General features: G+C 71.0%; 23 protein-coding genes. 5 read left to right on the plus strand and 18 right to left on the minus strand.

Annotated features, from left to right (window positions below):
- Positions 1-14 precede the first annotated feature (14 nt).
- From EDC02_RS32290 to eno, 10 genes are all read right to left on the minus strand, one after another.
- Positions 15-1,052: a MoxR family ATPase gene (locus tag EDC02_RS32290; RefSeq protein ID WP_123606009.1), complete on the minus strand. Its 1,038-nt coding sequence runs from the start codon at positions 1,050-1,052 to the stop codon at positions 15-17.
- A complete protein-coding gene (locus tag EDC02_RS32295) occupies positions 1,049-1,633 on the minus strand; it encodes a hypothetical protein (protein ID WP_123606010.1) in 585 nt (194 codons plus the stop codon). The genes EDC02_RS32290 and EDC02_RS32295 overlap by 4 nt, the downstream gene beginning before the upstream one ends.
- A complete protein-coding gene (locus EDC02_RS32300; RefSeq protein WP_123606011.1) occupies positions 1,626-2,375 on the minus strand; it encodes a DUF4129 domain-containing protein in 750 nt (249 codons plus the stop codon). Before EDC02_RS32300 ends, EDC02_RS32295 begins: the two co-directional genes overlap by 8 nt.
- 47 nt (positions 2,376-2,422) lie before the next feature.
- Positions 2,423-3,163 (minus strand): uracil-DNA glycosylase, encoded by a 741-nt coding sequence (locus EDC02_RS32305; protein ID WP_199758098.1) that lies wholly within the window; start codon positions 3,161-3,163, stop codon positions 2,423-2,425.
- 109 nt (positions 3,164-3,272) lie between these two features.
- Positions 3,273-3,980 carry a dienelactone hydrolase family protein gene (locus EDC02_RS32310; protein WP_123606012.1) on the minus strand — a complete coding sequence of 236 codons (708 nt, stop codon included), beginning with the start codon at positions 3,978-3,980 and terminating at the stop codon, positions 3,273-3,275.
- Positions 3,981-4,132: 152 nt separating this feature from the next.
- A complete protein-coding gene (locus tag EDC02_RS32315; RefSeq protein ID WP_123607311.1) occupies positions 4,133-5,167 on the minus strand; it encodes a Ppx/GppA phosphatase family protein in 1,035 nt (344 codons plus the stop codon).
- Between the two features lie 103 nt (positions 5,168-5,270).
- Positions 5,271-5,798 (minus strand): amino-acid N-acetyltransferase, encoded by a 528-nt coding sequence (locus EDC02_RS32320; RefSeq protein ID WP_123607312.1) that lies wholly within the window; start codon positions 5,796-5,798, stop codon positions 5,271-5,273.
- Between the two features lie 9 nt (positions 5,799-5,807).
- Positions 5,808-6,341, minus strand: a complete 534-nt coding sequence (locus tag EDC02_RS32325; RefSeq protein WP_123606013.1) for a DUF501 domain-containing protein — start codon at positions 6,339-6,341, stop codon at positions 5,808-5,810.
- Positions 6,338-7,039 (minus strand): septum formation initiator family protein, encoded by a 702-nt coding sequence (locus EDC02_RS32330; RefSeq protein ID WP_123607313.1) that lies wholly within the window; start codon positions 7,037-7,039, stop codon positions 6,338-6,340. The genes EDC02_RS32325 and EDC02_RS32330 overlap by 4 nt, the downstream gene beginning before the upstream one ends.
- A 139-nt stretch (positions 7,040-7,178) precedes the next feature.
- On the minus strand, positions 7,179-8,462 hold the full coding sequence (gene eno / locus EDC02_RS32335; RefSeq protein ID WP_123606014.1) for a phosphopyruvate hydratase: 1,284 nt from the start codon (positions 8,460-8,462) through the stop codon (positions 7,179-7,181).
- A gap of 215 nt (positions 8,463-8,677) precedes the next feature.
- Between eno and EDC02_RS32340 the strand changes: the two genes are divergently transcribed.
- Both EDC02_RS32340 and nudC read left to right on the plus strand, forming a co-directional pair.
- Positions 8,678-9,388, plus strand: a complete 711-nt coding sequence (locus tag EDC02_RS32340; protein ID WP_123607314.1) for a hypothetical protein — start codon at positions 8,678-8,680, stop codon at positions 9,386-9,388.
- 10 nt (positions 9,389-9,398) lie between these two features.
- Complete coding sequence (gene nudC, locus EDC02_RS32345) at positions 9,399-10,301, plus strand: NAD(+) diphosphatase (protein ID WP_233606557.1); 903 nt, start codon at positions 9,399-9,401, stop codon at positions 10,299-10,301.
- Here the strand turns inward: nudC and EDC02_RS32350 are convergent.
- The 3 genes from EDC02_RS32350 to EDC02_RS32360 are packed head-to-tail and all read right to left on the minus strand — an operon-like array spanning position 10,287 to position 13,639.
- Complete coding sequence (locus tag EDC02_RS32350; RefSeq protein ID WP_123606015.1) at positions 10,287-11,903, minus strand: DUF885 domain-containing protein; 1,617 nt, start codon at positions 11,901-11,903, stop codon at positions 10,287-10,289. The genes nudC and EDC02_RS32350 overlap by 15 nt on opposite strands.
- A 40-nt stretch (positions 11,904-11,943) precedes the next feature.
- Entirely contained in the window at positions 11,944-12,957 is a 1,014-nt protein-coding gene (locus EDC02_RS32355; RefSeq protein ID WP_158632392.1) for a Brp/Blh family beta-carotene 15,15'-dioxygenase, read from the minus strand.
- Entirely contained in the window at positions 12,947-13,639 is a 693-nt protein-coding gene (locus EDC02_RS32360) for a bacteriorhodopsin (protein ID WP_158632393.1), read from the minus strand. Before EDC02_RS32360 ends, EDC02_RS32355 begins: the two co-directional genes overlap by 11 nt.
- Positions 13,640-13,956: 317 nt before the next feature.
- Between EDC02_RS32360 and EDC02_RS32365 the strand changes: the two genes are divergently transcribed.
- Positions 13,957-14,607, plus strand: a complete 651-nt coding sequence (locus tag EDC02_RS32365; RefSeq protein WP_123606018.1) for a signal peptidase II — start codon at positions 13,957-13,959, stop codon at positions 14,605-14,607.
- Here EDC02_RS32365 and EDC02_RS32370 read toward each other — a convergent pair.
- Genes EDC02_RS32370 through mfd form a run of 3 tightly spaced genes read right to left on the minus strand, consistent with a single transcriptional unit; the run spans position 14,554 to position 20,052 of the window.
- Positions 14,554-15,615, minus strand: coding sequence for a MazG family protein (locus EDC02_RS32370; protein ID WP_123606019.1), 1,062 nt, complete (start codon positions 15,613-15,615; stop codon positions 14,554-14,556). The two genes, EDC02_RS32365 and EDC02_RS32370, sit on opposite strands and share 54 nt — an antisense overlap.
- Positions 15,612-16,307: a hypothetical protein gene (locus EDC02_RS32375; RefSeq protein ID WP_123606020.1), complete on the minus strand. Its 696-nt coding sequence runs from the start codon at positions 16,305-16,307 to the stop codon at positions 15,612-15,614. Before EDC02_RS32375 ends, EDC02_RS32370 begins: the two co-directional genes overlap by 4 nt.
- A gap of 13 nt (positions 16,308-16,320) precedes the next feature.
- Entirely contained in the window at positions 16,321-20,052 is a 3,732-nt protein-coding gene (gene mfd / locus EDC02_RS32380; RefSeq protein ID WP_123607316.1) for a transcription-repair coupling factor, read from the minus strand.
- A gap of 155 nt (positions 20,053-20,207) precedes the next feature.
- Between mfd and EDC02_RS32385 the strand changes: the two genes are divergently transcribed.
- Complete coding sequence (locus EDC02_RS32385) at positions 20,208-20,966, plus strand: cyclase family protein (protein ID WP_123606021.1); 759 nt, start codon at positions 20,208-20,210, stop codon at positions 20,964-20,966.
- Between the two features lie 66 nt (positions 20,967-21,032).
- On the opposite strand, the gene EDC02_RS32390 is transcribed toward EDC02_RS32385, so the two are convergent.
- Complete coding sequence (locus EDC02_RS32390) at positions 21,033-21,407, minus strand: hypothetical protein (protein WP_123606022.1); 375 nt, start codon at positions 21,405-21,407, stop codon at positions 21,033-21,035.
- A gap of 211 nt (positions 21,408-21,618) precedes the next feature.
- On the opposite strand from EDC02_RS32390, the gene EDC02_RS32395 reads away from it, so the two are divergent.
- Positions 21,619-21,846 carry a winged helix-turn-helix domain-containing protein gene (locus EDC02_RS32395; RefSeq protein ID WP_233606558.1) on the plus strand — a complete coding sequence of 76 codons (228 nt, stop codon included), beginning with the start codon at positions 21,619-21,621 and terminating at the stop codon, positions 21,844-21,846.
- A 25-nt stretch (positions 21,847-21,871) separates the two neighbouring features.
- Here EDC02_RS32395 and EDC02_RS39880 read toward each other — a convergent pair whose 3' ends face one another.
- Entirely contained in the window at positions 21,872-25,663 is a 3,792-nt protein-coding gene (locus tag EDC02_RS39880; RefSeq protein WP_148083730.1) for a hypothetical protein, read from the minus strand.
- Between the last annotated feature and the right edge of the window lie 162 nt (positions 25,664-25,825).

The following is a 25,825-nucleotide window of genomic DNA, read 5'->3' on the forward strand; positions in this document are numbered from 1 at the left end:
CACGCCGCCGCCGGTCACGGCGCCGCGCGGCGGCCGGCCGCCGCGTTGCCCGGTGGGCCGAACCCGCCACCGTAGCTGGGCAGCGCGCCGCTGGCCGGGGCCGGGGTCTGCGCCAGCACCTCGCCGACCACGAACGACGGATCCACCCGGCGCAGCCACATCTCCGGCCGCAGGGTGATCCGGTGTGCCAGCACGGGGGCGGCCACCTCCTTGACGTCCTCCGGCACGACGAAGTCCCGGCCGGCCAGCACCGCCTTGGCCCTCGCCAGCAGCAGCAGCGCCAGCGAACCCCGGGGCGACGCTCCGACCAGGACCGACGGGTGTTCCCGGGTGGCCGCGGTGAGGGCCACGATGTACCGACCGATGGAGTCCTCGACCACCACGTTCTCCAGCGCCGCCTGCATGGCGCGCAGCCCGGCGGCGTCGACCACGGCGGCCAGCTCGGTCTCCTCCTGGCGGCGGGAGATGCGTCGGCGCAGTACCTCCCACTCCTCCTCGTGGGTGGGGTAGCCGAACGACACCCGCAGCAGGAACCGGTCCAGTTGCGCCTCGGGCAGCGGGTAGGTCCCCTCGTACTCGATCGGGTTGGCGGTGGCCAGCACGTGGAACGGCGCCTCCAGCCGGTAGGTGACCCCCTCGACCGACACCTGCTTCTCCTGCATCGCCTCCAGCAGCGCCGACTGAGTCTTCGGCGGTGTCCGGTTGATCTCATCGGCGAGCAGCAGATTGGTGAACAGTGGACCGGCCCGGAAGGTGAAGTCGGCGCTGCGCTGGTCGTAGAGGAACGAACCGGTAACGTCGGCCGGCAGCAGGTCGGGGGTGAACTGCAGCCGACGGAAGTCCAGCCCCAACGCCTGGGCGAACGACCGGGCGGTCAACGTCTTGCCCAGCCCGGGCAGGTCCTCCAGCAGCACGTGCCCGCCGGCGAGAATGCCGGCGAGGACCAGTTCCAGCGCGTCCCGCTTGCCGACCAGCACGGTGCCGACCGAGTCCAGGACGGCGTGCGCGAGCCGGCTGACCTCGGTGGTCGGGGCCGCCACCACGTCGTTCATATCATCTCCAATTGGCTGACGAACACCGCGCAGTCCTTGGCGGACGGCTTGCGCCGGGCCGGGGTGTTCAGGAAGTTCCACAGTTCGTCCCCGCAGATCTCCCGGGCCCGTTGCGGGTCGGTGGCCCGGGTCAGCCCGTACCGGTGCCGTAGCCGCTCGTCGACCAGCTCGCCGAGCACCGGCAGGGTCACCTCGGCGAACCGGGCCGCGTCGCCCTGACCGGCCCGCAGCCGCCGCTCCCACCGGCCGACCGCCTCCCGCAGACCGTCCTCGCTGCCGAAAACGTAGCTGCCGTCCTCCGGGTCAGAGCCGACCCGGCGCAGCTTGACCGGGGGCGGGGCGGCGACCGACCGTACGGTGCGGCGCAGCACCACCAGCGCGAGGCAGCCGGCGAAGACCGCCTCGACGGGCACCGTCAGGCTGAACATCCGCAGCCCGAACAGCACGGCCGCGGTGCCGGCGGCGGCCAGCGCCAGCGCGGTCAGCCAGGACCGGACCCGGCCGGGTGCGCGACGCTCGCGAGGCGGTGCCTCCTCGTCGTGGTAGAGCAGGTCGTCGATGCTGGTCTGCGGGTCACTCACCGGCCGGCCCGCCTTCGCCTTCGCTGGGGCTGGCCGCGGCGGTCAGCTCGGTACGCAGCCGGCGCAGCGCCCACCGCGCCTGCTCCCGGGTTCGTTCGTCGACGTCGTGCCGGGCGTAGCGGGCCTCCCGGTAGACGGCCGCGAACGCCGACAGCACCTCGGCGCTGATCTCGTGCCCGGCGAGCAGCCGGGTGACCAGGTCGGTCGGGGTGTCGCCGATCTGGCGCGGGGTGCCGGCCGCGGCGGCGGCCTGCTCCAGGCGTACCCAGCAGGCGATCACCGCCCGGCGCGGGTCGGCGTCGGCGGCGGAGAGCTCGACCAGGCCGGCGTCGACGGCGGCGACCACTTCGGCCGCGCTGGCCGGGCCGGGCGGTGACGTGCTCCGCCGACGGATACCGACCGGGGCCGACCGGGGCCGGCGGCGCACCACGTCGCGCAGCAGGGTCCACAGCAGCAGGCCGGCGACGACCAGCACGGCAAGGCCGCACAGCGCCCCGGCGAGCAACGGAATCCAGGACGGAAGCTGCTGCTGATCGGCGGCGGCGAAGTCGTCCGGCGGCGGCTGGTTCCTCGGTGCCGTCTGCGGCTGCTGGTAGTCCGGCAGCGCGGGGATGTCCCGTTCGACGGTGGCGTCGGTGCGGCCGACCGGCAGGGTGGAGTTCGCCGCCGCGACCGCGGTCAGCGCGAGCAGTACGGCGATGGCGGCGAGTGGCCACAGCCTGCGGATAGCCGCGGAGTCCATTGCCGGTGGGTGCCCCCTCGAGTCCTCCAGTGGTCGTCCCGGCCCGGTCAAATCCGCCCCGCCAGGCGATTCACCTCGGTGAACACCTCGTCGAGCATGGCGGGTGTGAGCCGTCCGGTGAACGTGTTCTGCTGGCTGACGTGGTAGCAGCCCAGCACGTCGGGCACCGCCCCGCCGCCCGACCAGTGTGCCCCATGGCCGAACACCGGCCGGGGCGTGGGCGGCCGTCGCCCGTACACCCGGGTCATCGCCGGCCACCACGCAGCCCAGGCGAACGCGCCGAGCGCGACCACCACCCGCAGCGTGGGTCTCAGCAGGGCGATCTCCCGGTGCAGCCAGGGCGCGCAGGTGTCCCGTTCGGCCGGGGTGGGCCGGTTCGCCGGCGGGGCGCAGCGGACGGCGGCCACCACCCGGGTGTCCGACAGCCGCAGACCGTCGTCGACCGCGACGCTGGTCGGCTGGTTGGCCAGTCCGGCGCGGTGCAGGGCGGCGAACAGCACGTCGCCGGAGCGGTCGCCGGTGAAGACCCGGCCGGTCCGGTTGCCGCCGTGCGCCGCCGGCGCCAGCCCGAGGATCGCGATCCGGGCGTCCGGCGGCCCGAAGCCGGGGACCGGGCGGCCCCAGTAGGTCTGGTCCCGAAACGCCGCGCGCTTCGTCGCCGCGACCTCTTCCCGCCAGGCGACCAGGTTGGGGCAGGCCCGGCAGCCGGCTACCGCGTGGTCCAGCGCCGGCAGGTCCGGCACCCGCGCCGCCGCACTGGTCACCTCGGACGCGCTGACGCCGGTCACCTCGGACGCGCTGGTCTCGTCGGCTGCGGTACCGGTCACCACGGCTCCTTCCGACGTCGGTCGGCCAGCGGACGACGCACCGCGAGACCGGGACCGGCCGGCTGCGGCGTCAACCGAGTCGGGTCCGGAACATCTCCAAGGTCCGCGCCCAGGCACGCGTCGACGCGTCGTCGTCGTACGACTCCGGCCGGTCGTCATTGAAGAACGCGTGCCGGGTGCCAGGGTAGTCGTAGACCACGCAACCGCCGCCGGCCGCCTCGATGTAGCCCTTGGCCTGCTGGATTCCGTCGGCGGCGGAGGTGCCGTCCTGCTCCGAACAGTGAATCATCGCCGACTTGCCGGCGTAGCCCGCCCAGTCCGGACGCATCCGCTCCCACGGCAGCGCCGGGTAGAACCCGGCGGTGGCGACGATCCGCCCGGTCAGCGTGGCCGACCAGAGCGCCAGGCTGCCGCCGGCGCAGAAGCCGACCGTACCGACGGTGTCGCCCGCCGACTCGGCCCGGCCGGCGAGGTACTCGGCAGCGCCCGCGATGTCCTCGGCCGCCTGGTCCATCGCCAGGCCCATCAGCAGCCGGCGGGCGTCGTCCGGCTCGGTCGCCTGTACGCCGTGGTAGAGGTCGGGGGCGAGGGCCACGAACCCCGCCTCGGCGAGCCGGTCGGCGACCGCGGCGATGTGCGGCACCAGCCCCCACCACTCCTGGATCACGATGACCGCAGGTGCGGCGCCCACCGCGCCGCCCTCCCCGGGTGCCGGCGGCAGGGCCAGGTATCCCTCGCTGGTCCCGCCGTTGCTGCGGTAGCTCACCATCTCGCCCATGGGGGTCCTCCTGTCGGTCAGTCATCGTTGGCTGGCGCGCAGTGGGGCACGTGTCCGGGTAGCCTGACACGCGCCGTGGGGCCGGGGAAGGCAAGCGGAGGGTGGCGTACGCCTCTTGGTGAGCTGCGGTACGTCTGCCGGTCACCGCAAACTCAGGCAGATCCCGTCAGGCTCAGGCAGATCCCGTCCAGGATGTCGTGCTCACTGGCCACCACCGACGACACGTCGGCGCGTTCCATGACGATCCGCAGCACCAGGGCACCGGCGGCGATCACGTCGGCCCGGCCCGGGTGCATCACCGGGATCCGCAGCCGCTGCCCGACCGGCATGGCTAGCAGGTCGGCGGTCACCTCGGCCACCTGGTCATAGCTGATCCGGGCGTGGTGCAGCCGGTCCGCCCGGTAGCTGTCCAGCCGCAGCGCGATCCCGGCCACCGTGGTCACCGACCCGGCGAGCCCGACCAGCGTCGGCGGCGGTCCGGACCGGTCCGGACCCGTCACCACCGACAGCGCCCGGTCGACCGCCGCCGCGATGTCACGTTCGGCGGCGGCGATCTGGGCGGGGGTCGGCGGATCGGCACGCAGGTGCCGCTCGGTCATCCGTACGCAGCCGACGTCCACCGACACCGCCCGGTGCACGGTGTCTGCGCCGACAACGAACTCACTGGACCCGCCGCCGATGTCAACCACCAGGTACGGTGCCGACGCGGTGGCCGCCAGCCCACCGACCGCCCCGGCGAAGGTGAGCCGGGCCTCCTCGTCGCCGGTCACCACCTCCGGGGTCACTCCGAGGGTGGCCTGCACCATCGCCACGAACTCGTCGGCGTTGTCGGCGTCGCGGCTGGCCGAGGTGGCGCACATCCGCACCCGCTCGACGCCGTGCGCGGCCAGTTCGGCGGCGTACCCGGTGAGGGCCTGCCGGGTCCGTTCGATGGCCGCCGGGGCGAGCCGGCGGGTCCGGTCGACGCCTTCCCCGAGCCGGACGATCTCCATCCGGCGGACCACGTCGGTCAGCGGTGCGGCGGCCGACCCGGCCGGCGAGCCGGCTTCCGTGGCCAGGCCGTTCCCGGTCCCGGTCCCGGTCCCGGTCCCGGTCCCGGAGTCTGCCGGCTGCAGCGGATCCGGCAGGTCCGGCAGGTCCGCGATCAGCAACCGGACCGCGTTGGTGCCACAGTCGATGCCCGCCACCCGCGTCGCCACACCGGACACCGTACCGGGTCCGGAGCCGCTGCCGGGCCGTCGGCGTCGGCCGCCGACGCCGTCGGGCGCGGGGGTGCGGGTGCGGTGCTCGTCAGCGCAGGTGCAGCAGCATCCGGGTGTTGCCGAGCGTGTTCGGTTTTACCCGCTCCAACCCGAGGAACTCGGCGACGCCTTCGTCGTACGAACGCAGCAGTTGCTCGTAGACCTGGGCCGGCACCGGAGCCCCGTCGATCTCGACGAAGCCGAAGCTGGCGAAGAACTTCGTCTCGAAGGTGAGCACGAACACCCGGGCCACGCCCAGCTGACGGGCGACGGCGAGCAGCTCCGTCACGATCCGGTGCCCGATCCGCCGGCCCCGGCACTGCGGGTCGACCGCGACGGTACGGATCTCCGCCAGGTCCTCCCACATCACATGCAGCGCGCCGCAGCCGACGATCGTCCCGTCCGCCGGCCGCTCGGCGACCCAGAACTCCTGGACGTCCTCGAACAGGGTGACCGTGGCCTTGCTGAGCAGCCGACGGTCCGGGCTGTACAGGTCGATCAGCCGTCGGATGCCCCGTACGTCGCGGGTCCGGGCCCGCCGGACGACCAGCTCGGCGTCGGATCCGGGATCCGTCACGCCGGTCACCTAGTCCGACTCCGGCGGCGGCGGTACGCAGGGGCCGCCGGCCCACCAGGGGCCGATCAGCTCCCGCACCCGGTCGCCGATCGGGTTGACGCCCGGGCCGACGGCGAGTGCGTGACCCAGGTGGACGTGCAGACACTTGACCCGGCCCGGCATACCGCCGGCCGACACGCCGGCGATCTCCGGGACGTGGCCGATCGCCTCCCGCCGGGTCAGGTAGTCCTCGTGTGCCGCCCGGTAGTCGGCGGCGAACTCGGGATCCTCGGCCAGCTCGGCGGCGTACTCGCGCATCAGTCCGGCCGATTCGAGCCGGCTGCAGGCCGACGTCGCCCGAGGGCAGGTGAGATAGAACAGGGTCGGGAAGGGCGTGCCGTCGGCGAGCCGGGGCACCGTCTCGACCACGTCGGGCAGTTGGCACGGACAGCGGTGAGCGACCGCCCGGGTGCCGCGCGGCGGCCGGCCGAGCTGCGCGGCGACCGCCGCGAGATCGCGTTCGTCGGCTGCTTCGCTCACCGATTCGTGCACCGATTCGCTCACCGAGAGATGCCCTCCGCGTCGGCGGCCTGCACGCTCGACCAGAGCGTGTCGTACCACGGGCCGGCTGGGCCGTCGCGCTCGCCAGCCGGCTCGACCGGCTCGCCCGAGTCGCGGGCGGCACCGTCCGGATCGTGCAGCACCAGCAGCGGAACCTCGCCCGGGTAGACCATGTAGAACCGGCGCTTCGCTTCGATCCGGATGAAGTCCGGGTCCTGCCAGCGCTCGGCCTGCGCGTTGAGCTCGGCGATCCGCTCGCGCTGGGCCTGCTGAGCCTGCTCGATGCGGGCGATGTCGGACTGCTGGGCCAGGTAGACCCGCACCGGATAGGTGTACGCCAGCGCCAGGGCGACCAGCACCACCAACAGCACGGTGGCCCGGCCGGTGAACCGGTTGGGCTGCGGCGCGGTGGTCCGCTTGACCGGGCCGCCGGGCACTCGGCGGCCGGCCGCCGGCCGGCTGGCCGGGCGACCTGGGTCACCGGAGCGGCCCGCAGCGGACCGGGGCGCGCTGGAGCGGGGCGGGGCGGACCGGTCGGCACCGGCCGACCGGGTCGGTCTGCCGCGCTGGTCGGCCCGGGACCCGCCGTCCTGGCCGGTGTCCCGGCCGGCGAGTCGCAGTGGCCCGCGCGAGCCGGACCGGCCGGGCTGGCCCGGCCGGCGGGCCGGGCCCTGACCACTCGGTGTGCGCCGTTGCGGCACCGTCGTCACACCCCTCCCCGGGCGGTTGGCTGTGCGGGACCGGTCGCGGTGCGCCGGCGGCTGGTCGAACCGCCGGCGCGCCGGGACCGGCCGGACCGGACCCGGTCGCCAGGACCGGGCCGGTCGAACCGGCGGGACGCTAGGCGGAACGGTACCTCGGGAACGCGCCGGCCCCGGCGTAGCGCGCCGCGTCGGCCAGCTCCTCCTCGATCCGTAGCAGCTGGTTGTACTTGGCCACCCGCTCGGAGCGGGCCGGCGCGCCGGTCTTGATCTGACCGCAGCCGGTGGCCACCGCGAGGTCGGCGATCGTGGTGTCCTCGGTCTCGCCGGACCGGTGGCTCATCATGCAGCGGAAGTTGCTGCGGTGGGACAGCTCGACCGCGTCGAACGTCTCGGTCAGCGAGCCGATCTGGTTGACCTTGACCAGGACGGCGTTCGCCGCCTGCTCGGCGATGCCCCGGGCGATCCGCTCCGGGTTGGTGACGAACAGGTCGTCGCCGACGATCTGGATCCGGTCGCCGAGCGCGGCGGTCATCGCCGACCAGCCGGCCCAGTCGTCCTCGCCCAGCGGGTCCTCGATGGACACGATCGGGTACTCGCCGACCAGCTTGGTGTAGTAGGCGACCATCTCGTCGGAGGTCTTGCCGGCGCCTTCGAAGACGTACGCGCCGTCGCGGTGGAACTCGGTGGCGGCGACGTCGAGCGCCAGCACGATGTCGGTGCCGAGCTGGTAGCCGGCGGCGCCGACCGCCTCGGCGATCAGGTCCAGCGCGGCGGCGTTGGTGGGCAGGTCCGGGGCGAAGCCGCCCTCGTCGCCGAGGCCGGTGGCCAGGCCCTTCTTCTTCAGCACCGACTTGAGCTTGTGGTAGACCTCGGCACCGCAGCGCAACGCCTCCCGGAAGGTCGGCGCGCCGATCGGGGCGATCATGAACTCCTGCACGTCGACGTTGGAGTCGGCGTGTGCGCCGCCGTTGAGGATGTTCATCATCGGCACCGGCAGCAGGTGGGCGTTCGGCCCGCCGAGGTACCGGAAGAGGCTCAGCTCGGCGCTGTTCGCGGCGGCCTTCGCGACCGCCAGGGAAACGCCGAGAATGGCGTTGGCGCCCAGCCCGGACTTGTCCGCGGTGCCGTCCAGATCCAGCATCTTCTGGTCGATCAGCCGCTGCTCGCTCGCCTCGAAACCGACCAGCTGGTCGACGATGCGCTCCTCGATGTTGGCCACCGCCTGCTCGACACCCTTGCCGGAGTAGCGGTTCGTGTCGCCGTCGCGCAGCTCGATCGCCTCGAAGGCCCCGGTGGACGCGCCGGACGGCACCGCGGCGCGGGCGATGGTGCCGTCGTCGAGCCCGATTTCGACCTCGACGGTCGGATTGCCGCGCGAATCGAGAATCTCCCTGGCGACGATTCCCTCGATGGTAGCCACTGTGTCGCTCCTCGTGATCAAGTCCCGCAAGGCCGCGACGGTGCGGCCGACCGTTCCGGTGGCAGCGTATCGGGCGACGGTGACGCTGCGGGCGCTGGCTTCCGAAACGCGGGATGTACACGTCGGGAACCACCCGGATCCGGCATCGATCCCATTTACTGACATTGATGGCAATCGGTTTGCGGCGGGTGGACAGGATCGGTCACCCTGTCACCATGCGTGCAACGGAGAACCGGTTCCGCCGCGCCGCTGCGGCCACCGCCGCCGGCACGCTGCTGTTGGTCGCCGGCTGCCAGACCATCGCCGACGCCGGGCAGACCATCGAGCCGGCCGACCTGGTCAACGAGCTGGCCGCCCGACTCGACGGAGCCAGGGCGTTGACCTACTCGGCCGAGTACCAACTGGTCGGCGGGGCCAGTGCCAGCATCGTGCAGGCGCAGACCCCGCAACGTACGGCGTACGTCTACCCGGGCGGCAAGCTGATCGTCACCGGCGAGACCACCACCGAGTGTGACACCGACGATTCCCCGCCGGTCTGCACCCTGACCAGCGGGCCGTCCCCTTCCACCCAACCAGATCCGGAGCTGTTCACCGACGCCAACGCCGGCGGCCTGGTGACCCCACCGGTGGTGATCACGCTACTCAACGCCACCGCGCTGGATCCGGCGGCCGTGGTGAGCCAGAACGACACCACGATCGCCGGCCGGCACGCCAGCTGTGTGCAGGTCAGCCAGGTGCAGGGGGCGGCGGCGTCCCGGTTCGACGTGTGTGTCACCACCGAAGGCGCGCTGGGCAGCTTCACCGGGGTGGTCGATGGACAGGCCGTCGAATTCGCGATAAGCCGGTACAGTGACACTGCCGACGAGACCGCCTTCACGCTCCCCCGCGGGGCCCGGTCCGTCGACCGTCGACCCGGCCCGGCGTAACGGGCCGTCGGTGCCCGATCCGGCCCCGCCCAGCGATCCGGCCCCGCCCAGCAGATTCGTACCCGACGCCCGGGTGGGCCAGGGTGCCGCTCCGGCCGATCCGTGTCTGGTGGTGGCCGGCCGCCGACTGCTGGTCGGCGCCGACGGCGGACTACCGTCGGTGGCCGATCTACCGGCCGGCACCGAGTGGGTGCCGCTGGGCAGCCTGGACGGCACCCGGGTGTGGGCGGCCGGCCTGCCCGCCGTCGACGACCAGCTCGGCGGCTGGCGGAGCTGGCCGGCGATGGCCGGCGAGCTGGGTGAGCCACTCGCCGCGCTCGCCGGACGCGCCCTGCAGGTGATCACCTGGCGGCGTACCCACCGGTTCTGCGGAGCCTGCGCCACCGAGCTGGCCGAGGTGCCCGGCGAGCACGCCCGCCGCTGCCCCGGCTGTGACCTGTACGTACCGATGCAGCTCTCCCCCGCCGTGCTGGCTGCGATCACCCGCAGCCCCGGCCCCGACGGTGACGAGTTGCTGCTGGTCCGGCACACCTACGGGCCGACCGCTGTCTGGGCCCTGGTCGCCGGGTTCGTCGAGGCCGGCGAGACGCTGGAGGAGGCGGTGCACCGCGAGGTCGCCGAGGAGGTCGGCCTCGACGTGCACGAGGTGGACTACTTCGGCAGCCAGCCGTGGGCGATGTCCGGCCCCGGCGTGGTGCTCGCCGGGTTCACCGCCCGCGCCGCGCCGGACGCCGAACCGGTCGTCGACGGCCGGGAGATCGCCGAGGCCCGGTGGTTCGCCCTGGACGACCTGCCGGCCGAGCTGCCGGCGACGTACTCGATCTCCCGCTGGCTGATCGAACACCAGCGGGGCGGTCGGGCCTCAGCAGCCCAGCAAGGCCGGGCCTCAGCGGCCCGGTCAGACCGGCAGTAGCGCCGGCAGGTGCCGCGGCGGCGGGGAGCCGTGCGCCAGCATCGCGTCGTGCCACTGCCGGGCCGGTACGCCGGTCGGCCGCGCCGCCGCCACCTGCGCCACCTCCGCATAGCCCACGAAGTACGTGGAGAGCTGGGTGAAGGTCAGCAGCGCCCGACGCCATTTGCCGGCCGCTTCGCCCTCCTCCTGGAAACCCCGACCGGTCATCAACGCCATCGCCTCGGCCTGCGACAGCTCCGCGCAGTGCGTCAACTGGTCCAGGATCGCGTTGATGGTCATCCGCAACTGCATCTTCAACTGCTGCAGCCGTACCGGCAGGCCACCGAAACCGGCGTCGACCATCATCTCCTCGGCGTACACCGCCCAGCCCTCCACGAACGGCCCGGACCGGCCGACCGGCCGCACCCGGGTGGTGCCGAGGAACCGACGGGCGTGCGCCAACTGCAGGAAGTGCCCCGGCATCGCCTCGTGCACGGTCAGGTTACGCACCATGTGGTCGTTGTACTCGCGGTAGAACGACTCGACCCGCTCGGCCGGCCAGTCCGTCGGCGTCGGCGCGATGCAGTAGAACGTCGGCACGTCGGCCCGCTCCAGCACCCCGGGCGGGTCGCAGTAGGCCACCGCGACGCCCCGGGCGAACTCCGGCATCTCCTGGATCACGCACCGGTCGTCCACCATCGACACCAGATCGTGGGCGGCGACGAACTCACTGGTCTCCCGCATCGCGGTCTGCGCCAGCGACACGATGGACGAGTCGTCCGGATGCTCGGCGGCCAACCGGGCCAGCGCGGTGCGTACCGTGTCATCGGTGGCCGGCCCACCGGTCAGCTCGGCCGCCGCCGCCCGGATCTCGCCGGTCACCCGCTCCAGATTCGCCCAGGCCCGGTCCAGCACGTCGGCGGCGGTCAGCTCGGTGTCCAGGGTGTGCCACAGCTGGGCCTCCCACAGCCGCCGACCCAGCTGCGGATCCCGCCGGTCGACGTCGCGCTCCCGACTGTCGCGCAGCCAGCCAGCGAACTCGTCCAACGCGTACGCCGCCTCGGCCGCCAGCGGCTCGACCTGGTCCCGCAGCCCCGGCTCCTCGGCCAGCAGCCCCGGCACCTGCTCGCGAACCAGCGCGGCGGTGCCGGCGAACTGGCCGGCGGCGGTCTCGGCGTGAATCGCCGGCACGCCGCGCAGCGTCTCGCGGGCGGTGGCCAGCACGTCCGGTACGGCACCGAGCCGCCCGGCCAGGCTGGTCAGCCGCTGCGCGGCCGGCGCGAACGGGCGAGCGATCAGCCCGTGCAGCAGCGGCCCCGGGTTGTAGACCAGCGGATTCCACTCCCGGGCGCGCACCTCGGTCAACTCGAACAGCCGCCGGTCGACCATGGCCGACAGGATCGCGTGATCCACCCGCTCCTGAGTGGACAGCACGTCCGCGTCGACCTCGGCGAGCGCGTTGGTGGCATCCAGCAGCATCGTCGCGGTCGCGGCTACCCCGTCGACCGACAGGTCCGGCAGCCGGTCGTCGTGGCGGTGGTCACCGGCCGACGACGCCAGGGCGGGGTCGCTGGCCAGCAGCGCGTCGATGATGCGTTCAGCCAGAGGTACGAACGACGCCATGGCACCGACCCTAGGCCATGCCACCGACGCTATGCGTCGATCAACCCGGCGAGCAGCCGGGACTACCGGACCGCACCTCGCCCGGCGAGTCGGCGGCGGCGCGCCGGTCGAGCCAGAACACCAGCATGGCGTGCGGTGCGGTGAGCCCGGCCAGCACCGCGAAGCCGGTGGACACCGCCGCGTCCGGCGTGGTCGAGACGGTGATCGGAACCAGCACAACCAGCACGACCCCGACGGGGATCGCCGCCTGTGCCGCGAACCGGAGCAGCGGAGGACCCAGCCGGCCGGCACTCAACGCGACGGCATTGGCGGGGTCCGCGCACAATAGCCGAGCCACGTGTCGCACCGAGTGGCCAGCAGCGAAGTACGTTGCGAACGCCAGCGCGGGCGGCACCAGCGCGAACACGGCGACGAGCAACCCGAGGTAGGCGGCGTCACCTCGGCGGCCGGCTCGCAGGTCGTCCATCGCGGTGACGACCATCGCCGCGCCGGCGAGCGCGACAGCCGCGCCGCAGAGCTCGGTGGTCAGCAGGTCCGCCGCACCGGAGTCGATGCTCTCCAGCAGCGGATCCACCTGGTCGCGCCAGAGCGCCAACGGTAGCAGCACCGGCGGCGCGCCGTAGGCGAGCACGGCGTACGGCCGAACCGGTGTGCCACGTCCGTCCCGTTGCCGGTGAAACGATTCGTCACCTGCGCCGAAGTGCCCGATCGTGAGCGCCAGGAACGCGATGAGCATCGGGCCGGAGGCGGTGTGGCATATCCACCAGCCAAACCCGGCAGCGCCGACGTACCCGGCCAGCAGGCCCGCCCGTGGTCGCCAGCCACGGGATGGCACCGACAGCCAGGCCGGCACCAGGTGATCGACGGCACCGTGCGGGAGGCCGATCAGCAGACCCGCCAGCAGCGGCAGCGGCAGCGGCGAGTGGCTGGCCGGCCCGGCGGGTCTCAGCGCGAGCAGGTCCAGCAGCAGCACCGCGACCAGTGCCAGCGCGGAAAACCGCCCGGCGCGGCGCAGCAGCCACTGTCCGGTGTCCGGCTGACGCTCAGGCCACAAGCAACTGGTCACGATCGGCGAGCAGCCGCAGCCGGCCCAGATCGACCGCGCTCCAGGCGACCTTCATCAGCGCCGACAGGACGACGAACACAACTGTCGTGGTTAGTTCGTCGAGGATGCCGAGGCCGGACGGTCCCAGCAACCAGACCAGTGTGAAGCCGAGCCACAATGCGGTCAGCAGCCGGGCCACCAGGATGAAGTGTGCCGCCATCGGGGCGGGCTGCCGCGCCGCGGTCATCCGCAGCGGCCCCCAGATGACTACGAGGTTGACCACGCCGACGCCGACGCCGTAGACCGTGTATCGCGTAGTCGGTTCGTGAGCCAGGTCGGCGAGCGTGCCACAGACGATCATGGGGACACTGGCCACGGTCAGGACCGCCACCAGGTCCAACCGCTTGCTGGCCAGGGCGTACGTCCCGGTAAGCACCAGGGAGTAGCCCAGCAGCGGCGCGGTGACGATCCAGTCGGCGTAGTGACCCCAGTGCACGTCATGGTCACCGACCTTGGTGTGTGCGCCGCCGAGCGCCATCACGGCGTGCCAGATAGCGGACCAGATCAGGATGGCGGCCGCGAGCAGGTACGCCGTGACCGGGAGGCCCTTCGGCTCGCGACTCCAGCGGGCGAACCACAACGCGGTTCCGACAGCGAGCACCACGAACGACCACAACCACCCCTGCGACACCACAGGCCCTCGACAATCGGAGACTTTGTCCGATATTGTCGCAGAACTTTCTGCCAGATATCTGCTTATAGGCTATTCGTCCCGACTACCGGTGCCGCGGGAGACGCCTGCGGCGTTGCGGCCCGATGCTTGATCCACTTCGGTCCTGCAACGCGACACGCCGTAGTGCTGTCCGTTGACGCGAAGTGGATCAAGGAGACCCTGGGCGTTTGGTGCGACCGGCCTCCCTGATCGGGGGTACCGGTTGAGTCTGATGCCCGGTCACAGCGGTCGACGCGGCTGTGGGCTGCCGGACAGCGGTGGAAGAATCACCGACCATGAGCGAGCAGGCCGGCACCGACGAGACCGCCCACGAACCGACCGACTCCAGCACACCGGTGTCCGCGCCTCGGCAGCAGCGGTGGACCGGCCGTGCCCCCTGGCTCGCCTTCGGCATCGCAGCCACGGTGCTCGTCGTCGACCAGCTGACGAAGATGTGGGCGGAGGCGACGCTGACCCGGGGCGAGCGGACCCCGCTGGTCGGCGACGCCCTCGGCATCCAGTTGATCTACAACCCGGGTGCCGCGTTCTCCTTCGGTGAGAACACCACCTGGATCTTCACGATCGCCGCCGCGATCGGTGTCGGCGTGACCGCCTGGTTCGCGTGGCGGGCCCGCTCCCGGGCCTGGGCGACCGCCCTCGGCCTGGTCCTCGGCGGGGCGTTCACCCACCTGCTGGACCGGCTGTTCCGGGAGCCGTCGTTCGGGCAGGGCCACGTCGTCGACTTCATCGCGTACTTCGACTGGTTCATCGGCAACGTCGCCGACATCGCGCTCTTCTTCGGCGTCGTCACGTTCCTCACCCTGGAACTGATCGGCATCCGACTGCGGCCCGAGCCGGCCGACTCGTCCGGGCCGTCAGAGCCGTCCGGGCCGTCAGCCGGCGGCGGTGCGGACGGCGGCGGCGTACGCGAGGGTGGCGCGGCGTAACGCGCCCTCGGCGTCCAGACCGTCGGCGCGGGCCTGCGCGACCAGCGCGAGCAGTTGCGCGCCGAGCCGCGCCGACGGCTCCGCCGCGCCACCCGGATCCAGGTCCGCCGCGCCACCCGGCTGCGGGTTCACGGCCGCGTCCGGCTCCGGCAGCGGTACGTCGACCCCGGCGCGCCCGGCCCGCTGCAGCACCTTGTCGGCCAGCGACAGCGCCGGCTGGGCCAGCACGATCCCGTCCATCGGTGACGGGCCGTCGCCCACGCCGGAGGCGGCGCCCGACGCGGCCCGTTCGGCGGCCTTGATCTGCTCCCAGTTGTCGACGATGTCGTCGATGCCATCGACCTGCGCGCCGGCGAAGACGTGCGGGTTGCGGCGGATCATCTTCGCCACCAGGCCACCGGCCACGTCGTCGACGTCCCAGCGTTCGCCGTCCGGCAACTCCTGGGCGAGTCTGGCATGCAGCACCACCTGCAGCAGCACGTCACCCAGCTCGTCGCGCAGCGCCGTCAGGTCACCGGCGGCGATCGCGTCGTGCGCCTCGTAGCTCTCCTCCAGCAGATACCGCGCCAGCGAGTCGTGGGTCTGCTGCCGCTTCCACGGGTCGCCGCCGGGCGAGACGAGCCGGTCCATGACCTCGACCGCGTCGAGCAGCCTGGCACCGGGCGGATCCCAGGAGCCGTACATCAGCTCCAGCTCGGCCAGGCCGGGCTCGCGGGCCAGCCGCAGCCCCAGCCGGCGGGCCAGGTCCTCGTCGCCGGCCGGACCGGCCAGCCAGACCGCGGTACCGTGCTCGGCGGCCGCCGCCAGTAGCGTCTCCTCAGCGGGCTCCGACTCCGACTCCGGTGCCGGCACGGTTACCGAGCCGCCGGCGACACGGATCGCCGTGGCCAGCTCACTGTCCGCGCCAGCGAAGACCGGAAACCGGCGTACGGTGTCCCAGGCTTGCGCCGTCAGCAGCCCGGCCGGCAGCCGGGGCGAGGTGACCAGCAGGACGATCCGGGCGGTCACTGCCGTTCGGAGACCGTACCCGAGTCGCCGTCGCCCAGCGGGATGCCGACCGCGATCACGTTGCCCTGAGGTGCCTGGAAGCTGAGCACCGGGAACTCCAGCGGGCGGTACCGCGGGTTGACCGTGACGTCCTGCTCGGCGACCGCCTCGGCGATCGCGTCGCGGGCGGCCAGCGCGGACCGCAACTGCTCACCGTCGAGTTGACCAGCGGCCTCCTCGTCGGCGACGTCGTCCGGGATCACCCCGGCGGCCCGGCCCCGGTCGACCAGGTCGAACAGCTCCTCCTGGGTCGGCTGCACCTGGCCGCCGGCCTGCAGGCCGGTGACGCAGGTCCAGGCCTGCGCCGCCGCCCGCACGTACTCCGAGTCGGGCGGCAGGCCGAACTGCTGGGCGTACTGCTCCGGGGAGATCGGCTGCGCACCACCCGGCACGTCGAGCTGGGCGCAGACGTCGGCGAGCACCAGGGCACTGACCACCTGCTGCCGGGTCGGCGGCGGCGGGGCACCCTGCTGGCCGGCCTGCTCGCCGAGCCGGTCGCTCAGGTCGTCGATGACGCTGGTCACCTGCTCCTCGGTGTACTGCTCGTCGCCGACGTAGGCGGCGACCCCGGGCTGCGACCGGCAGGCGGACAGTGCGGCGACCCCGACCAGGGCAATGACGGTGATCGACGCCAGGCGACGGACACGCTGCATGGACGACACTCTCTCACGCACCCCTACCGGCCGGTGCACCGACCCGGGCACTGTCCGTCGACGGTGCGGCACCGGAAGCCGCCTGGGCCGGCGGGTCACCGAGCACGTCACGCAGCAGCTGGGCGCACCAGTCCAGCAGCGTCTGGTCGCGCAGCGGCTCGCCGCCGATCCGCCGGGTCGTCGGCCGGGGCACGCTGACCTGGTCGGCGGCCGACTTGTAGACCGAGTCCGGGTGGTAACGCTTGAGCCGCAGCTGCTTCGAGTCGGGCAGCACCAGCGGGGCGAACCGGACATGTTTGCCCTGCATCGACACGTCGGTCAGCCCGTACGCCTTGGCCAGCAGCCGGAACCGCGCCACCGCCACCAGGTTGCCGACCTGCGCCGGTGGTTCGCCGTACCGGTCGGTCATCTCGACGACGATCTCCTGCAGCGCGGCGGCGTCGCGGGCCCCGGCGAGCTTGCGGTACATCTCCAGGCGCAGCCGCTCCACGCCGATGTAGTCGTGCGGCAGGTGCGCGTCGACCGGCAGGTCGACCTTCACCTCGGCGGCTTCGGCGTCGTCGGGTGTCTCGCCCTTGAAGTTCTGCACCGCCTCGCCGACCATCCGCACGTACAGGTCGAACCCGACGCCCTCGATGTGGCCGGACTGTTCGCCGCCGAGCAGGTTGCCGGCACCCCGGATCTCCAGGTCCTTCATCGCCACGTACATGCCGGCCCCCAGCTCGGTGTGCTGGGCGATGGTGGACAGCCGCTCGTGGGCGTGCTCGGTCAGCGGCTTCTCGCGCGGGTAGAGGAAGTAGGCGTACGCCCGCTCCCGGCCCCGGCCGACCCGGCCGCGGATCTGATGCAGCTGGGCCAGGCCGAGCAGGTCGGCCCGCTCCACGATCAGCGTGTTCGCGTTCGGAATGTCGATGCCCGACTCGACGATCGTGGTGCAGACCAGGACGTCGAACTCCTTCTCCCAGAAGCCGACCATCACCTTCTCCAGGGCGTCCTCACCCATCTGGCCGTGCGCCACGGCGACCCGCGCCTCCGGCACCAGCTCGCGCAGCCGCCGCGCCGCCTTGTCGATCGACTCGACCCGGTTGTGCAGGTAGAAGACCTGGCCGTCGCGGAGCAGCTCGCGGTGGATCGCGGCGGCGACCTGCTTGTCGTCGTACGCACCGACGGCGGTCAGCACCGGATGGCGCTCCTCCGGCGGGGTGGCGATGGTCGACATCTCCCGGATGCCGGTGATCGCCATCTCCAGGGTGCGCGGGATCGGCGTCGCCGACATGGTCAGCACGTCGACCGAGGTACGCAGCGACTTCAGATGCTCCTTGTGCTCCACCCCGAACCGCTGCTCCTCGTCGACGATGATCAACCCGAGGGCCTTGAAGCGGGTGGCCGACTGCAGCAGCCGGTGGGTGCCGATGACGATGTCGACGGTGCCCTCGGCGGCCATGGTCAGCGTCTGCTCGGTCTCCTTCGGGGTGGCGAACCGGGACAGCTGCCGGATCTCGACCGGGAACTGGGCCATCCGCTCGGCGAACGTGTTGAAGTGCTGCTGGGCGAGCAGGGTCGTCGGCACCAGCACCGCCACCTGCTTGCCGTCCTGCACAGCCTTGAACGCCGCCCGTACCGCGATCTCGGTCTTGCCGTAGCCGACGTCGCCGCAGATCAGCCGGTCCATCGGCGTCGACTGCTGCATGTCGCCCTTGACCTCGTCGATCGCCGCCAGCTGGTCCGGGGTCTCGGTGTACGGGAAGGCGTCCTCCAGCTCCCGCTGCCACGGGGTGTCCGGGCCGAACGCGTGCCCCTTGGCGGCCTTGCGGGCCGCGTACAGCTGGATCAGCTGGGCGGCGATCTCCCGGACCGCCTTGCGGGCCCGGGTCTTGGCCTTCTGCCAGTCCGAGCCGCCCATCTTGTGCAGCGTCGGCTGCTCCCCGCCGACGTAGCGGGACAGCTGGTCCAGCTGGTCGGTCGGCACGAACAGCCGGTCGCCGGGCTGGCCGCGCTTGGCCGGTGCGTACTCGATGACCAGGTACTCCCGGTCGGCGCCGTTGACCTTGCGCTGCACCAGTTCGACGTAGCGGCCGATGCCGTGCTGCTCGTGCACCACGTGGTCGCCGGCGCGCAGCTCCAACGGGTCGATGGTGTTGCGCCGCCGGCTCGGCATCTTCCGCATGTCCTTGGTGGACGCGCCCCGGCCGCCGCTGATGTCGGCACCGGTGACGATCGCCAGCCGGGCCCGGTCGGCGACGAAGCCGTTGCCGAGGCTGCCACAGGTGACCACCAGCTCGCCGGGGGTCGGGGCGGTCGGCAGGGTCTCGACGAGCGTTGCGCCGATGCCGGCGTCGCGCAGCACGGCGACCGACCGCTGGGCCGGCCCGTGCCCCTCGAAGACCAGCACCACCGACCAGCCGTCGCCGGTCCAGCGTTTCAGGTCGTCGACGACCCGGGCGGTCTCCCCGTGGTAGAGCGGTGCGGGGCTGGCGGTCAGCACCACCGCGTCCCCGACGTCCGGGCTGACGCTCACCGGCGCCGGCGCGTCCGCCCAGGGCGTGACGTCAGAGGTTGCGTCGGTCTCCGCCTCGGCCAGCCCGAACGGCGACAGCGTCCACCACGGCTGGTCGAGCGTGGCGGCCACCGCGCGTACCTCGGCCAACGTGCGGAAGGCGGCTGCGCCCAGGTCGATCGGGGCCTGGCCGCCGACGGCGGCCGCGGCCCAGCTGGCTTCGAGAAACTCCACCGAGGTACGGACCAGATCGTGCGCCCGGGTGCGAATCCGCTCCGGGTCGCAGAGCAGTACGTGGGTGCCGGCCGGCATGCAGTGCAGCAGCAGCTCCATGCTGCCGGTGCCGTCCAGCAGGGCCGGGGCGAGCGACTCCATGCCTTCGACCGGGATGCCCTCGGCCAGCTTGTCCAGGATCTCGCCGAGCTCGGGGTGCTGCTGCGCCAGCTCGGCGGCCCGCTGGCGCACCGGATCGGTGAGCAGCAGTTCCCGGCACGGCGGTGCCCACAGCCGGTCGACGGCTTCGATGGTGCGCTGGTCGGCGACGGCGAAGGTACGGATCTCCTCCACGTCGTCGCCCCAGAACTCGACCCGGGACGGGTGCTCGTCGGTCGGCGGGAACACGTCCAGGATGCCGCCGCGGACCGCGAACTCGCCGCGCTTGGTGACCAGGTCGACCCGCGCGTACGCCATCGCGACCAGCCGGTCGACGACCTCCTCCAGGCCACCACCGGAGTTGCCTCCGGCGGTCAGCTGGACCGGCTCCAGGTCACCGAGCCCTTTGAGCTGCGGCTGCAGCACGGAGCGGACCGGCGCCACGACCACCCGCAACGGCCCTTGCCGTGTCGCGTCACCGCTGACCGTCGGTGCGGTGTCCGCGTCGGGGTGCGCCAGCCGGCGCAGCACGGCGAGCCGCCGCCCGACGGTGTCCGAACGCGGCGACAGCCGCTCGTGCGGCAGCGTCTCCCAGCTCGGGAAGACCGCGACCTGGCCGGCCGGCAACAGCTCACCGAGGGCGGCGGCCAGGTCGTCGGCCTCCCGGCTGGTCGCGGTGACCGCCAGCACCGGTCGCCCCGCCCCGCCGACCTGCGTCTCGGCGGCCACCGCAGCGACCGTGAACGGGCGCAGTGCCGGCGGTGCGGTGACGTCCAGCCCGTCTTTTTCTGGCGTGGCAACCTTGGCCAGGTCCCGTACCCGGGTCAGGGCGGGATCGGCGAGAGCGGCGCTGAGCAGGCCGGCGAGCGCGGTCATGGTCACAACCTTCGCGGTGGGATACGCCTTGCTGTGCGGCGGTGCGCGCTTGGGGCGCACACGCGACGACAACCCCCACGCCCGGTCCGGGCGGGGGTCAGGCCTACCAGCCTATCCGCCCGCAGATCCGCACTCACCCACTAACCTCGCCGGACATGGGCACACCGACCGAGAAACGGTTCGTCGAACTCAGCCACGTCATCCGGGACGGCATGGTCACCTATCCAGGACTGCCTGCCCCGGCGATCACCGAGTGGCTCAGCCGGGAGGCATCGGCCGAGCGGTACGCGGCCGGCACCACGTTCCGGATCAACCAGATCACGATGATCGGCAACACCGGCACCTACCTGGACGCCCCGTCGCACCGCTGGTCCGACGGGGCGGACCTGGCCGGGCTGCCGCTGGAGAAGTTGGCTGATCTGCCGGGCGTGGTGGTCCGGGTACCGCCCTCGACGCGGGCGGTGGACGCCGCGCTGCTGCGCCCGCACCTGGCCGGGGCTGCCGTCGTCGACGGCACGGCCGCCGGCGACGCAGCTACCGGCGGCGGCACGGCCGCCGGCGGGGCGGTGGCGGGGCGGGCGGTGTTGCTGGACACCGGCTGGTCGGCGCATTTCGGCACCGAGCGGTACGCCGCCCCGGACCACCCGTACCTGACGAAAGACGGTGCGGAACTGCTGGTCTCGGCAGGGGTCGCCCTGGTCGGCATCGACTCGATCAACATCGACGACACCGCGCCCGCGGCCAACGGTGCCCGGCCGGCGCACAGCGTCCTGCTGGCCGCCGGGATCCCGATCGTCGAGCACCTGCGTGGGCTCGGCGAGCTACCGGTGTACGGGTTCCGGTTCAGCGCCGTACCGCCGATGTTCGCCGGGCTGGACACCGCGCCGGTCCGCGCGTACGCCATCGTCGACTGACCCGTACTGTCGCCGACCGGGCTACCGGCCCTGACCGTCACCGGCCGCCCCGTCAGCCGGCACCCGTCAGGCTGCGCGGCGGCGTCGGGGCGCGACGTCGTCGCGCAGCAGTCGCGGGATGAGCCAGGTCAGGGCGAGCGCCTGCGCGCCGGCGACCGGCCACTGGTCGACGTCGTCACCGAGTCGAAATTCCAGCAGTACGCCGCCAGCCAGCACCGCCGCCGTACCGGTCATGCCGGTCGGCTGCATTCGGGCCGCCTGCGCTGGTTCGGCCGGATCGAGTTGCCAGCGGCCGACGGCGACGTCCACGTAGGGGTGCACGTCGGTCGCGGCAACTCGCAGCAGGCGAGAGGAGTGCCAGGCGGCGCTGTCGGGCGCGGTGGCGCAGTCGGCGCCGCGCAGACACCACGGCGGATGGGCACGCTTCGGTAGATTGCTCATGGGCCGGGGTCCTCTCCCGGTCAAGGCCCGGGATCATGGAGCGCCAACTCCACCCGGGCCGCCTACAGATCTCATCGCTTCGACCTGCCACGGTCGACTAAGTCAATCTAGGATTACTTGTCATGTCAGGTCAAGCCCTGTCGGTTCTTGACATTGACGCTCGGACGAGATCCGTGATCACATGGGCATACCTGCCACGGAAGTCATGCCCATGCCTGCCTACACGAAGAAGCAACGCCTGATCGACACGCTGACCTCGCGAATCGAGTCAGGCGAGTACCCGCCCGGCGCGAAGCTGCCGTCCGGCACCGAACTGTGCGCTGAGTTCGACGTCTCCCGTCAAGTGGTCCGCGCCGCGATCGACTGGCTCAAGGCGCGTGGGCTCGTCGATGGCGCACCCGGCGCTGGCGTCTTCGTGCGGGAGCAGTCGGATCGGTGACGCAACCGACATTCAGGCGCGACAGTTACCAACGGTCGTCGGGCAGGTCACGCTCGGACATCTGCCGCCAAAACCGGCTCAGCTCTCGTCGGGGGACAGCCTGCCACGGTGCCCGGTTGACGAACCGTGCCCACCAGATGTCCAGCCAGCGCGGAACGTCCTGCCAGTAGCCGCGCTTCCAGAACTCGGGGCTCGAGAAATCGCTCTGGATCGCGCCGACAAGATCCCCCTGGCGGGCGCAGAAGCTCTGGTCCATTTGGTAGGTCAGTCGTTCGCCTTGTGCCGGTAGCGGACAGAGCCGGAACGGACAGCCGTCCAGGCAGGTCATACCCGGCTCGCCACGCTCCTTTGTCGTCAAATTGCGTTTGACCCGCAGTGCCCGGCGGTCGTCGGTGATACAGGGCGGCAGGTCTGATCGGTCAGACCGGGTCAGCCGTTCCTCGCGTCGGTCCGAGTCGTCACCCCGGTTGGCGAGGTTGTAGAGCAGCATGACGTCCGCCAGCAGACGCTGTGCTCGAGGCACCAGCAGACTCCAGCCCATCGAATCCGGAATCCAGGAGGTCTGGTGCCACCTGACCTCCTCCGACGGGCTGCACGCACCGACCCGGCTTGCCGTCTCACTCTCGTCGATCCAGATATAGCGTTCGGGGCGCAGGGTCAGCAGCGCGGATACGCAGAATCGACCGACCTCGACGACAAACGGATGGACCATGCGACGCTCGCCTCCCGGCACGGCGCTGCCGGCCAGGCGGAGCCAGTACCGGACCTGTGCCCAGGGATTGACCACCCTCCCGCCCGGCGGGACAGCCGCATCCGGGTCGTCGGGAAGCGACAGCAGGGTGAGCGCCTGGATCAGGGCGATCTGGCTGTACCAATAACCCGAGTTGCGCAGCGCCAACTCGGCTCGCTCGACCATGAAGCTACGGTCCTGGACCCGGGTGCCCCGGGGCAGGCGGCGAAGGTTCGCGGCGAGCCGGAAGCCCTGGGCCAGCGCCAGCTCAGCCCGGATCGGGAAGCGCACGTTGGGACGATTGGAGTCCCGTTGCGACAACGCATGTAGCCACCAGCCGAGTTGCTCGGTCACCTGCCGCGCAAGCTCTCCAGGCGTCCTGTCTCGGCCAGGAGCGATCGCACCAGCTCTACGGGACTGATGGTCGGGTTCCGATTCATCCTGTTTGTCCTGGCTTTCGAGGGACGCGGAGAGGTAGAGCAGCGGTAGCATCCAGCCGATGATCTGACAGCGGTCCTCGTCACGACCCTGCTGACCCTCAGCAGGCTGAGTCGGTCGGCTGGCCGTCCAGGACCCAGTCCGCGTCTCTTCGGTGCGGACAGACACACGCTCTTCGGCGACGACGGGCTCACGCCCCTTGACGGTCCACCGGCCCGGCCGCCACGGCAACCAGCGCAGCAGCGAGCCATGGCCTGCGGCCGGCGGGCGCGCCGGATCGGGCTGCTGGACGACAGCGGACCGTTGGACGACCTCCGAACGCCGGGTGACATCAAGCCGTCGAGAGCCATCAGCCCTCCGGGTGACATCCGCCAGGGGCGGCGGCGCCAGAACTTCAGGCTCCCGGCACAACTGCCTCGTCGCATCTAGACCACCGAGACCGACTTCGCGGGCCGCTGCCAGCCGAACACGGTACGAATGCTCTTGGATCGCAATCTTGAACAGCTTCTCGTACTGCGGTGTCGCGTCGGAGTGGCCGCCAGCAGTGGTCCGAGCGCTGAGGAGCCGCGCGGCATCACCAGCCCGCCGGACGACGTGAAGCTTGGCCTCGTCCAACGGCCGGTCAGGCGCGGTCGGGTCCTCCAAAAATTCTTGCTTCCATCGCCGACACAATTCATCGACGATCCTTTCTTGCTGCGAGCGGTCACAGACGGCATCGACCTCCAGCGCAGCGGCGTACATCTCCAGTCGCCAACAAGGATTGATTCCGCCGCTATCCTGAAATTTTGCCCGATCAAGGAGAAGACCCACCAGTTGATTCGGCGAATACTCATCCAACCTTCGTGCCACCGGCTTCTCTTCACCCGACCGCCGCCCTTGCCCCCACATTCGAGACATCAAAACCAGCGCACTCAACAGCTCCCGGCTCGGCTGATGGCCACCAAGACAGGACTCCGCCCCCTTCCCGTAGCCGAAGCCAAAGCCAAATAATTCTTGAAGCAGTCCCGGACTCCTCGAATCGAACAGGAACTTGGCAGCCAGATAGGCTTGCAGATAGGCTTTCAGATCGCCGTACTGGAACCGCACACCATCGGCTTCCTCATCCACCAGACCCAACTCATCGCCACGCTGAGTAGCTATAACAATATCATCTTTATTATTGATGTTGATCTTCTCAAGACCTTCTTTTTCCAACTGATCGCGGAGTAAATTTCTCACCTGACCAACGAATACGCTGCTAATTTTGATGTTGCTTTCCCGCGGACAGTGGAACTCTTTGAAATCAACGCGCTGCGGCGATTCTTGACCGAGACCCAGGCAGGCGAATGCTTCGAGGACTCTCCCGGTGAGCTTGCGCTCATTTCGAGTATGGGCGTAATCCACCTGGAGATGCCCGTCAAGCAATGCCTCACACCATCTCTGCAGGAGCGCGAGCCGCACTTGGACACGGTCCCGTGCCCTCAGAGAGTGTTTGGCGTCAGGCCCGACTTCAGTGCACAACTCACGGGGTAGCCGGTCTATCCGTTGCAAGTCCCGGATGATACGTAGGAACATCGGCGACTCCGCGACGTCGGCCGCCTGCACGAGGATCGCGATGTCGGCGATGATCGCGATGTCGGCGATCGACTGATCCGCCAGCGACCCAGAACCTTTTGCATAGTCAATGGCAGGGCCTTCGCCGAGCGGCTCCAGCGCGATGACGGCAGCCTTCATGGCACGCAGCGGATCGTAGGGTCGAGATACTATCACCATAGGTAGGCCATCCTCGAAAGCCCGCCGAATAGCTTCTCGAATGGCACTGTCCCGAGCCGGCGCTCCCTGAATCGCCTCATCCAATCCGTCAGCGAGGACAGCCACCTCATTGGAGAGAAAGAGCTCCCGCCAGAGCCGTTCCTTATGGCCGTCACTAAAAATTTTCGAATCAACCGTCTCCAGAAACTTGTCCCTGGCCAGATCCTTGAAGTTCAATTTCGGGTGACCGACCGTGTCTCGCAGTCGGATCGGAATAGGCACAATTCCACGCGCGGCCAACCTGCGAGTCAACTCGACCAAAGTCGCGGTTTTACCTGCGCCAACTCCCCCGATAAGCACAATCGGAGATCGAGTAGCCGGATCCCGAATCCTGTCGATCAGCACCTCACACAACTCGCGGCGACCAGCCACTTCATCGATAATTTTGGTTGCAGTCGCCACCAGCTCAGTCGGCGAATCACACGCCTTACTTAGATAGAAACGAACAACCCTCCAATGCGCGACCAGGTAATAAGCAACAAAGGCGAGCGCGATACCGACGATCGGACCGACAACGGTCTTTATCTCACCCCACGCGGCGGCCGGACTCCATCGCAACCACGGAAACCACCACGACGGGATCAGCCAGTCCCAGTGCCGCCAATGCCAAAGAAGGTTGACAAGGGGAACCACCAGCTGAAACACGATGACAGCTACGGCGGCCGTAGGCAGCACCCACTTGAACAGGGTGTACCACCCCGTCCGGCGCCACGGGCTGGCGTCCGACTGCCGCGGCTCGATGGTGCGCCGCAGGATTGGCCGCGACTGGTACTCCACCTCCATCTCGGTCTGGCGGACCAGTTGGGCCCACCAGACGCGGGGGGACAGGAGCCAGGATCTTCCGAGCCAGCCGCGCATCACCGTACCCCCGTCCACGGTGCGTCCAGCTGGGGCGAGGTGCCCCCTGCCATCGCGGTCAACGTAGCCCGGTCACTCGTGGTACGAAGGCGTCTTCGTAAAGGAGCAGTCGGATCGGTGACGCAACCGGCCACCGGGACAGCGGTCAGTGAAGCCTGTCGG

Source organism: Micromonospora sp. Llam0 (assembly GCF_003751085.1).
Taxonomy (GTDB): domain Bacteria; phylum Actinomycetota; class Actinomycetes; order Mycobacteriales; family Micromonosporaceae; genus Micromonospora_E.

What these genes read in the sequence shown, in the direction of transcription:
- EDC02_RS32290 (WP_123606009.1), bottom strand. Translation starts at nt 1,052, where the DNA reads ATGAACGACGTGGTGGCGGCCCCGACCACCGAGGTCAGCCGGCTCGCG.
- EDC02_RS32300 (WP_123606011.1), bottom strand. Translation starts at nt 2,375, where the DNA reads ATGGACTCCGCGGCTATCCGCAGGCTGTGGCCACTCGCCGCCATCGCC.
- EDC02_RS32310 (WP_123606012.1), bottom strand. Translation starts at nt 3,980, where the DNA reads ATGGGCGAGATGGTGAGCTACCGCAGCAACGGCGGGACCAGCGAGGGA.
- EDC02_RS32340 (WP_123607314.1), top strand. Translation starts at nt 8,678, where the DNA reads ATGCGTGCAACGGAGAACCGGTTCCGCCGCGCCGCTGCGGCCACCGCC.
- EDC02_RS32350 (WP_123606015.1), bottom strand. Translation starts at nt 11,903, where the DNA reads ATGGCGTCGTTCGTACCTCTGGCTGAACGCATCATCGACGCGCTGCTG.
- EDC02_RS32365 (WP_123606018.1), top strand. Translation starts at nt 13,957, where the DNA reads ATGAGCGAGCAGGCCGGCACCGACGAGACCGCCCACGAACCGACCGAC.
- EDC02_RS32375 (WP_123606020.1), bottom strand. Translation starts at nt 16,307, where the DNA reads ATGCAGCGTGTCCGTCGCCTGGCGTCGATCACCGTCATTGCCCTGGTC.
- mfd (WP_123607316.1), bottom strand. Translation starts at nt 20,052, where the DNA reads ATGACCGCGCTCGCCGGCCTGCTCAGCGCCGCTCTCGCCGATCCCGCC.
- EDC02_RS32385 (WP_123606021.1), top strand. Translation starts at nt 20,208, where the DNA reads ATGGGCACACCGACCGAGAAACGGTTCGTCGAACTCAGCCACGTCATC.
- EDC02_RS32390 (WP_123606022.1), bottom strand. Translation starts at nt 21,407, where the DNA reads ATGAGCAATCTACCGAAGCGTGCCCATCCGCCGTGGTGTCTGCGCGGC.
- EDC02_RS32395 (WP_233606558.1), top strand. Translation starts at nt 21,619, where the DNA reads ATGCCTGCCTACACGAAGAAGCAACGCCTGATCGACACGCTGACCTCG.
- EDC02_RS39880 (WP_148083730.1), bottom strand. Translation starts at nt 25,663, where the DNA reads ATGCGCGGCTGGCTCGGAAGATCCTGGCTCCTGTCCCCCCGCGTCTGG.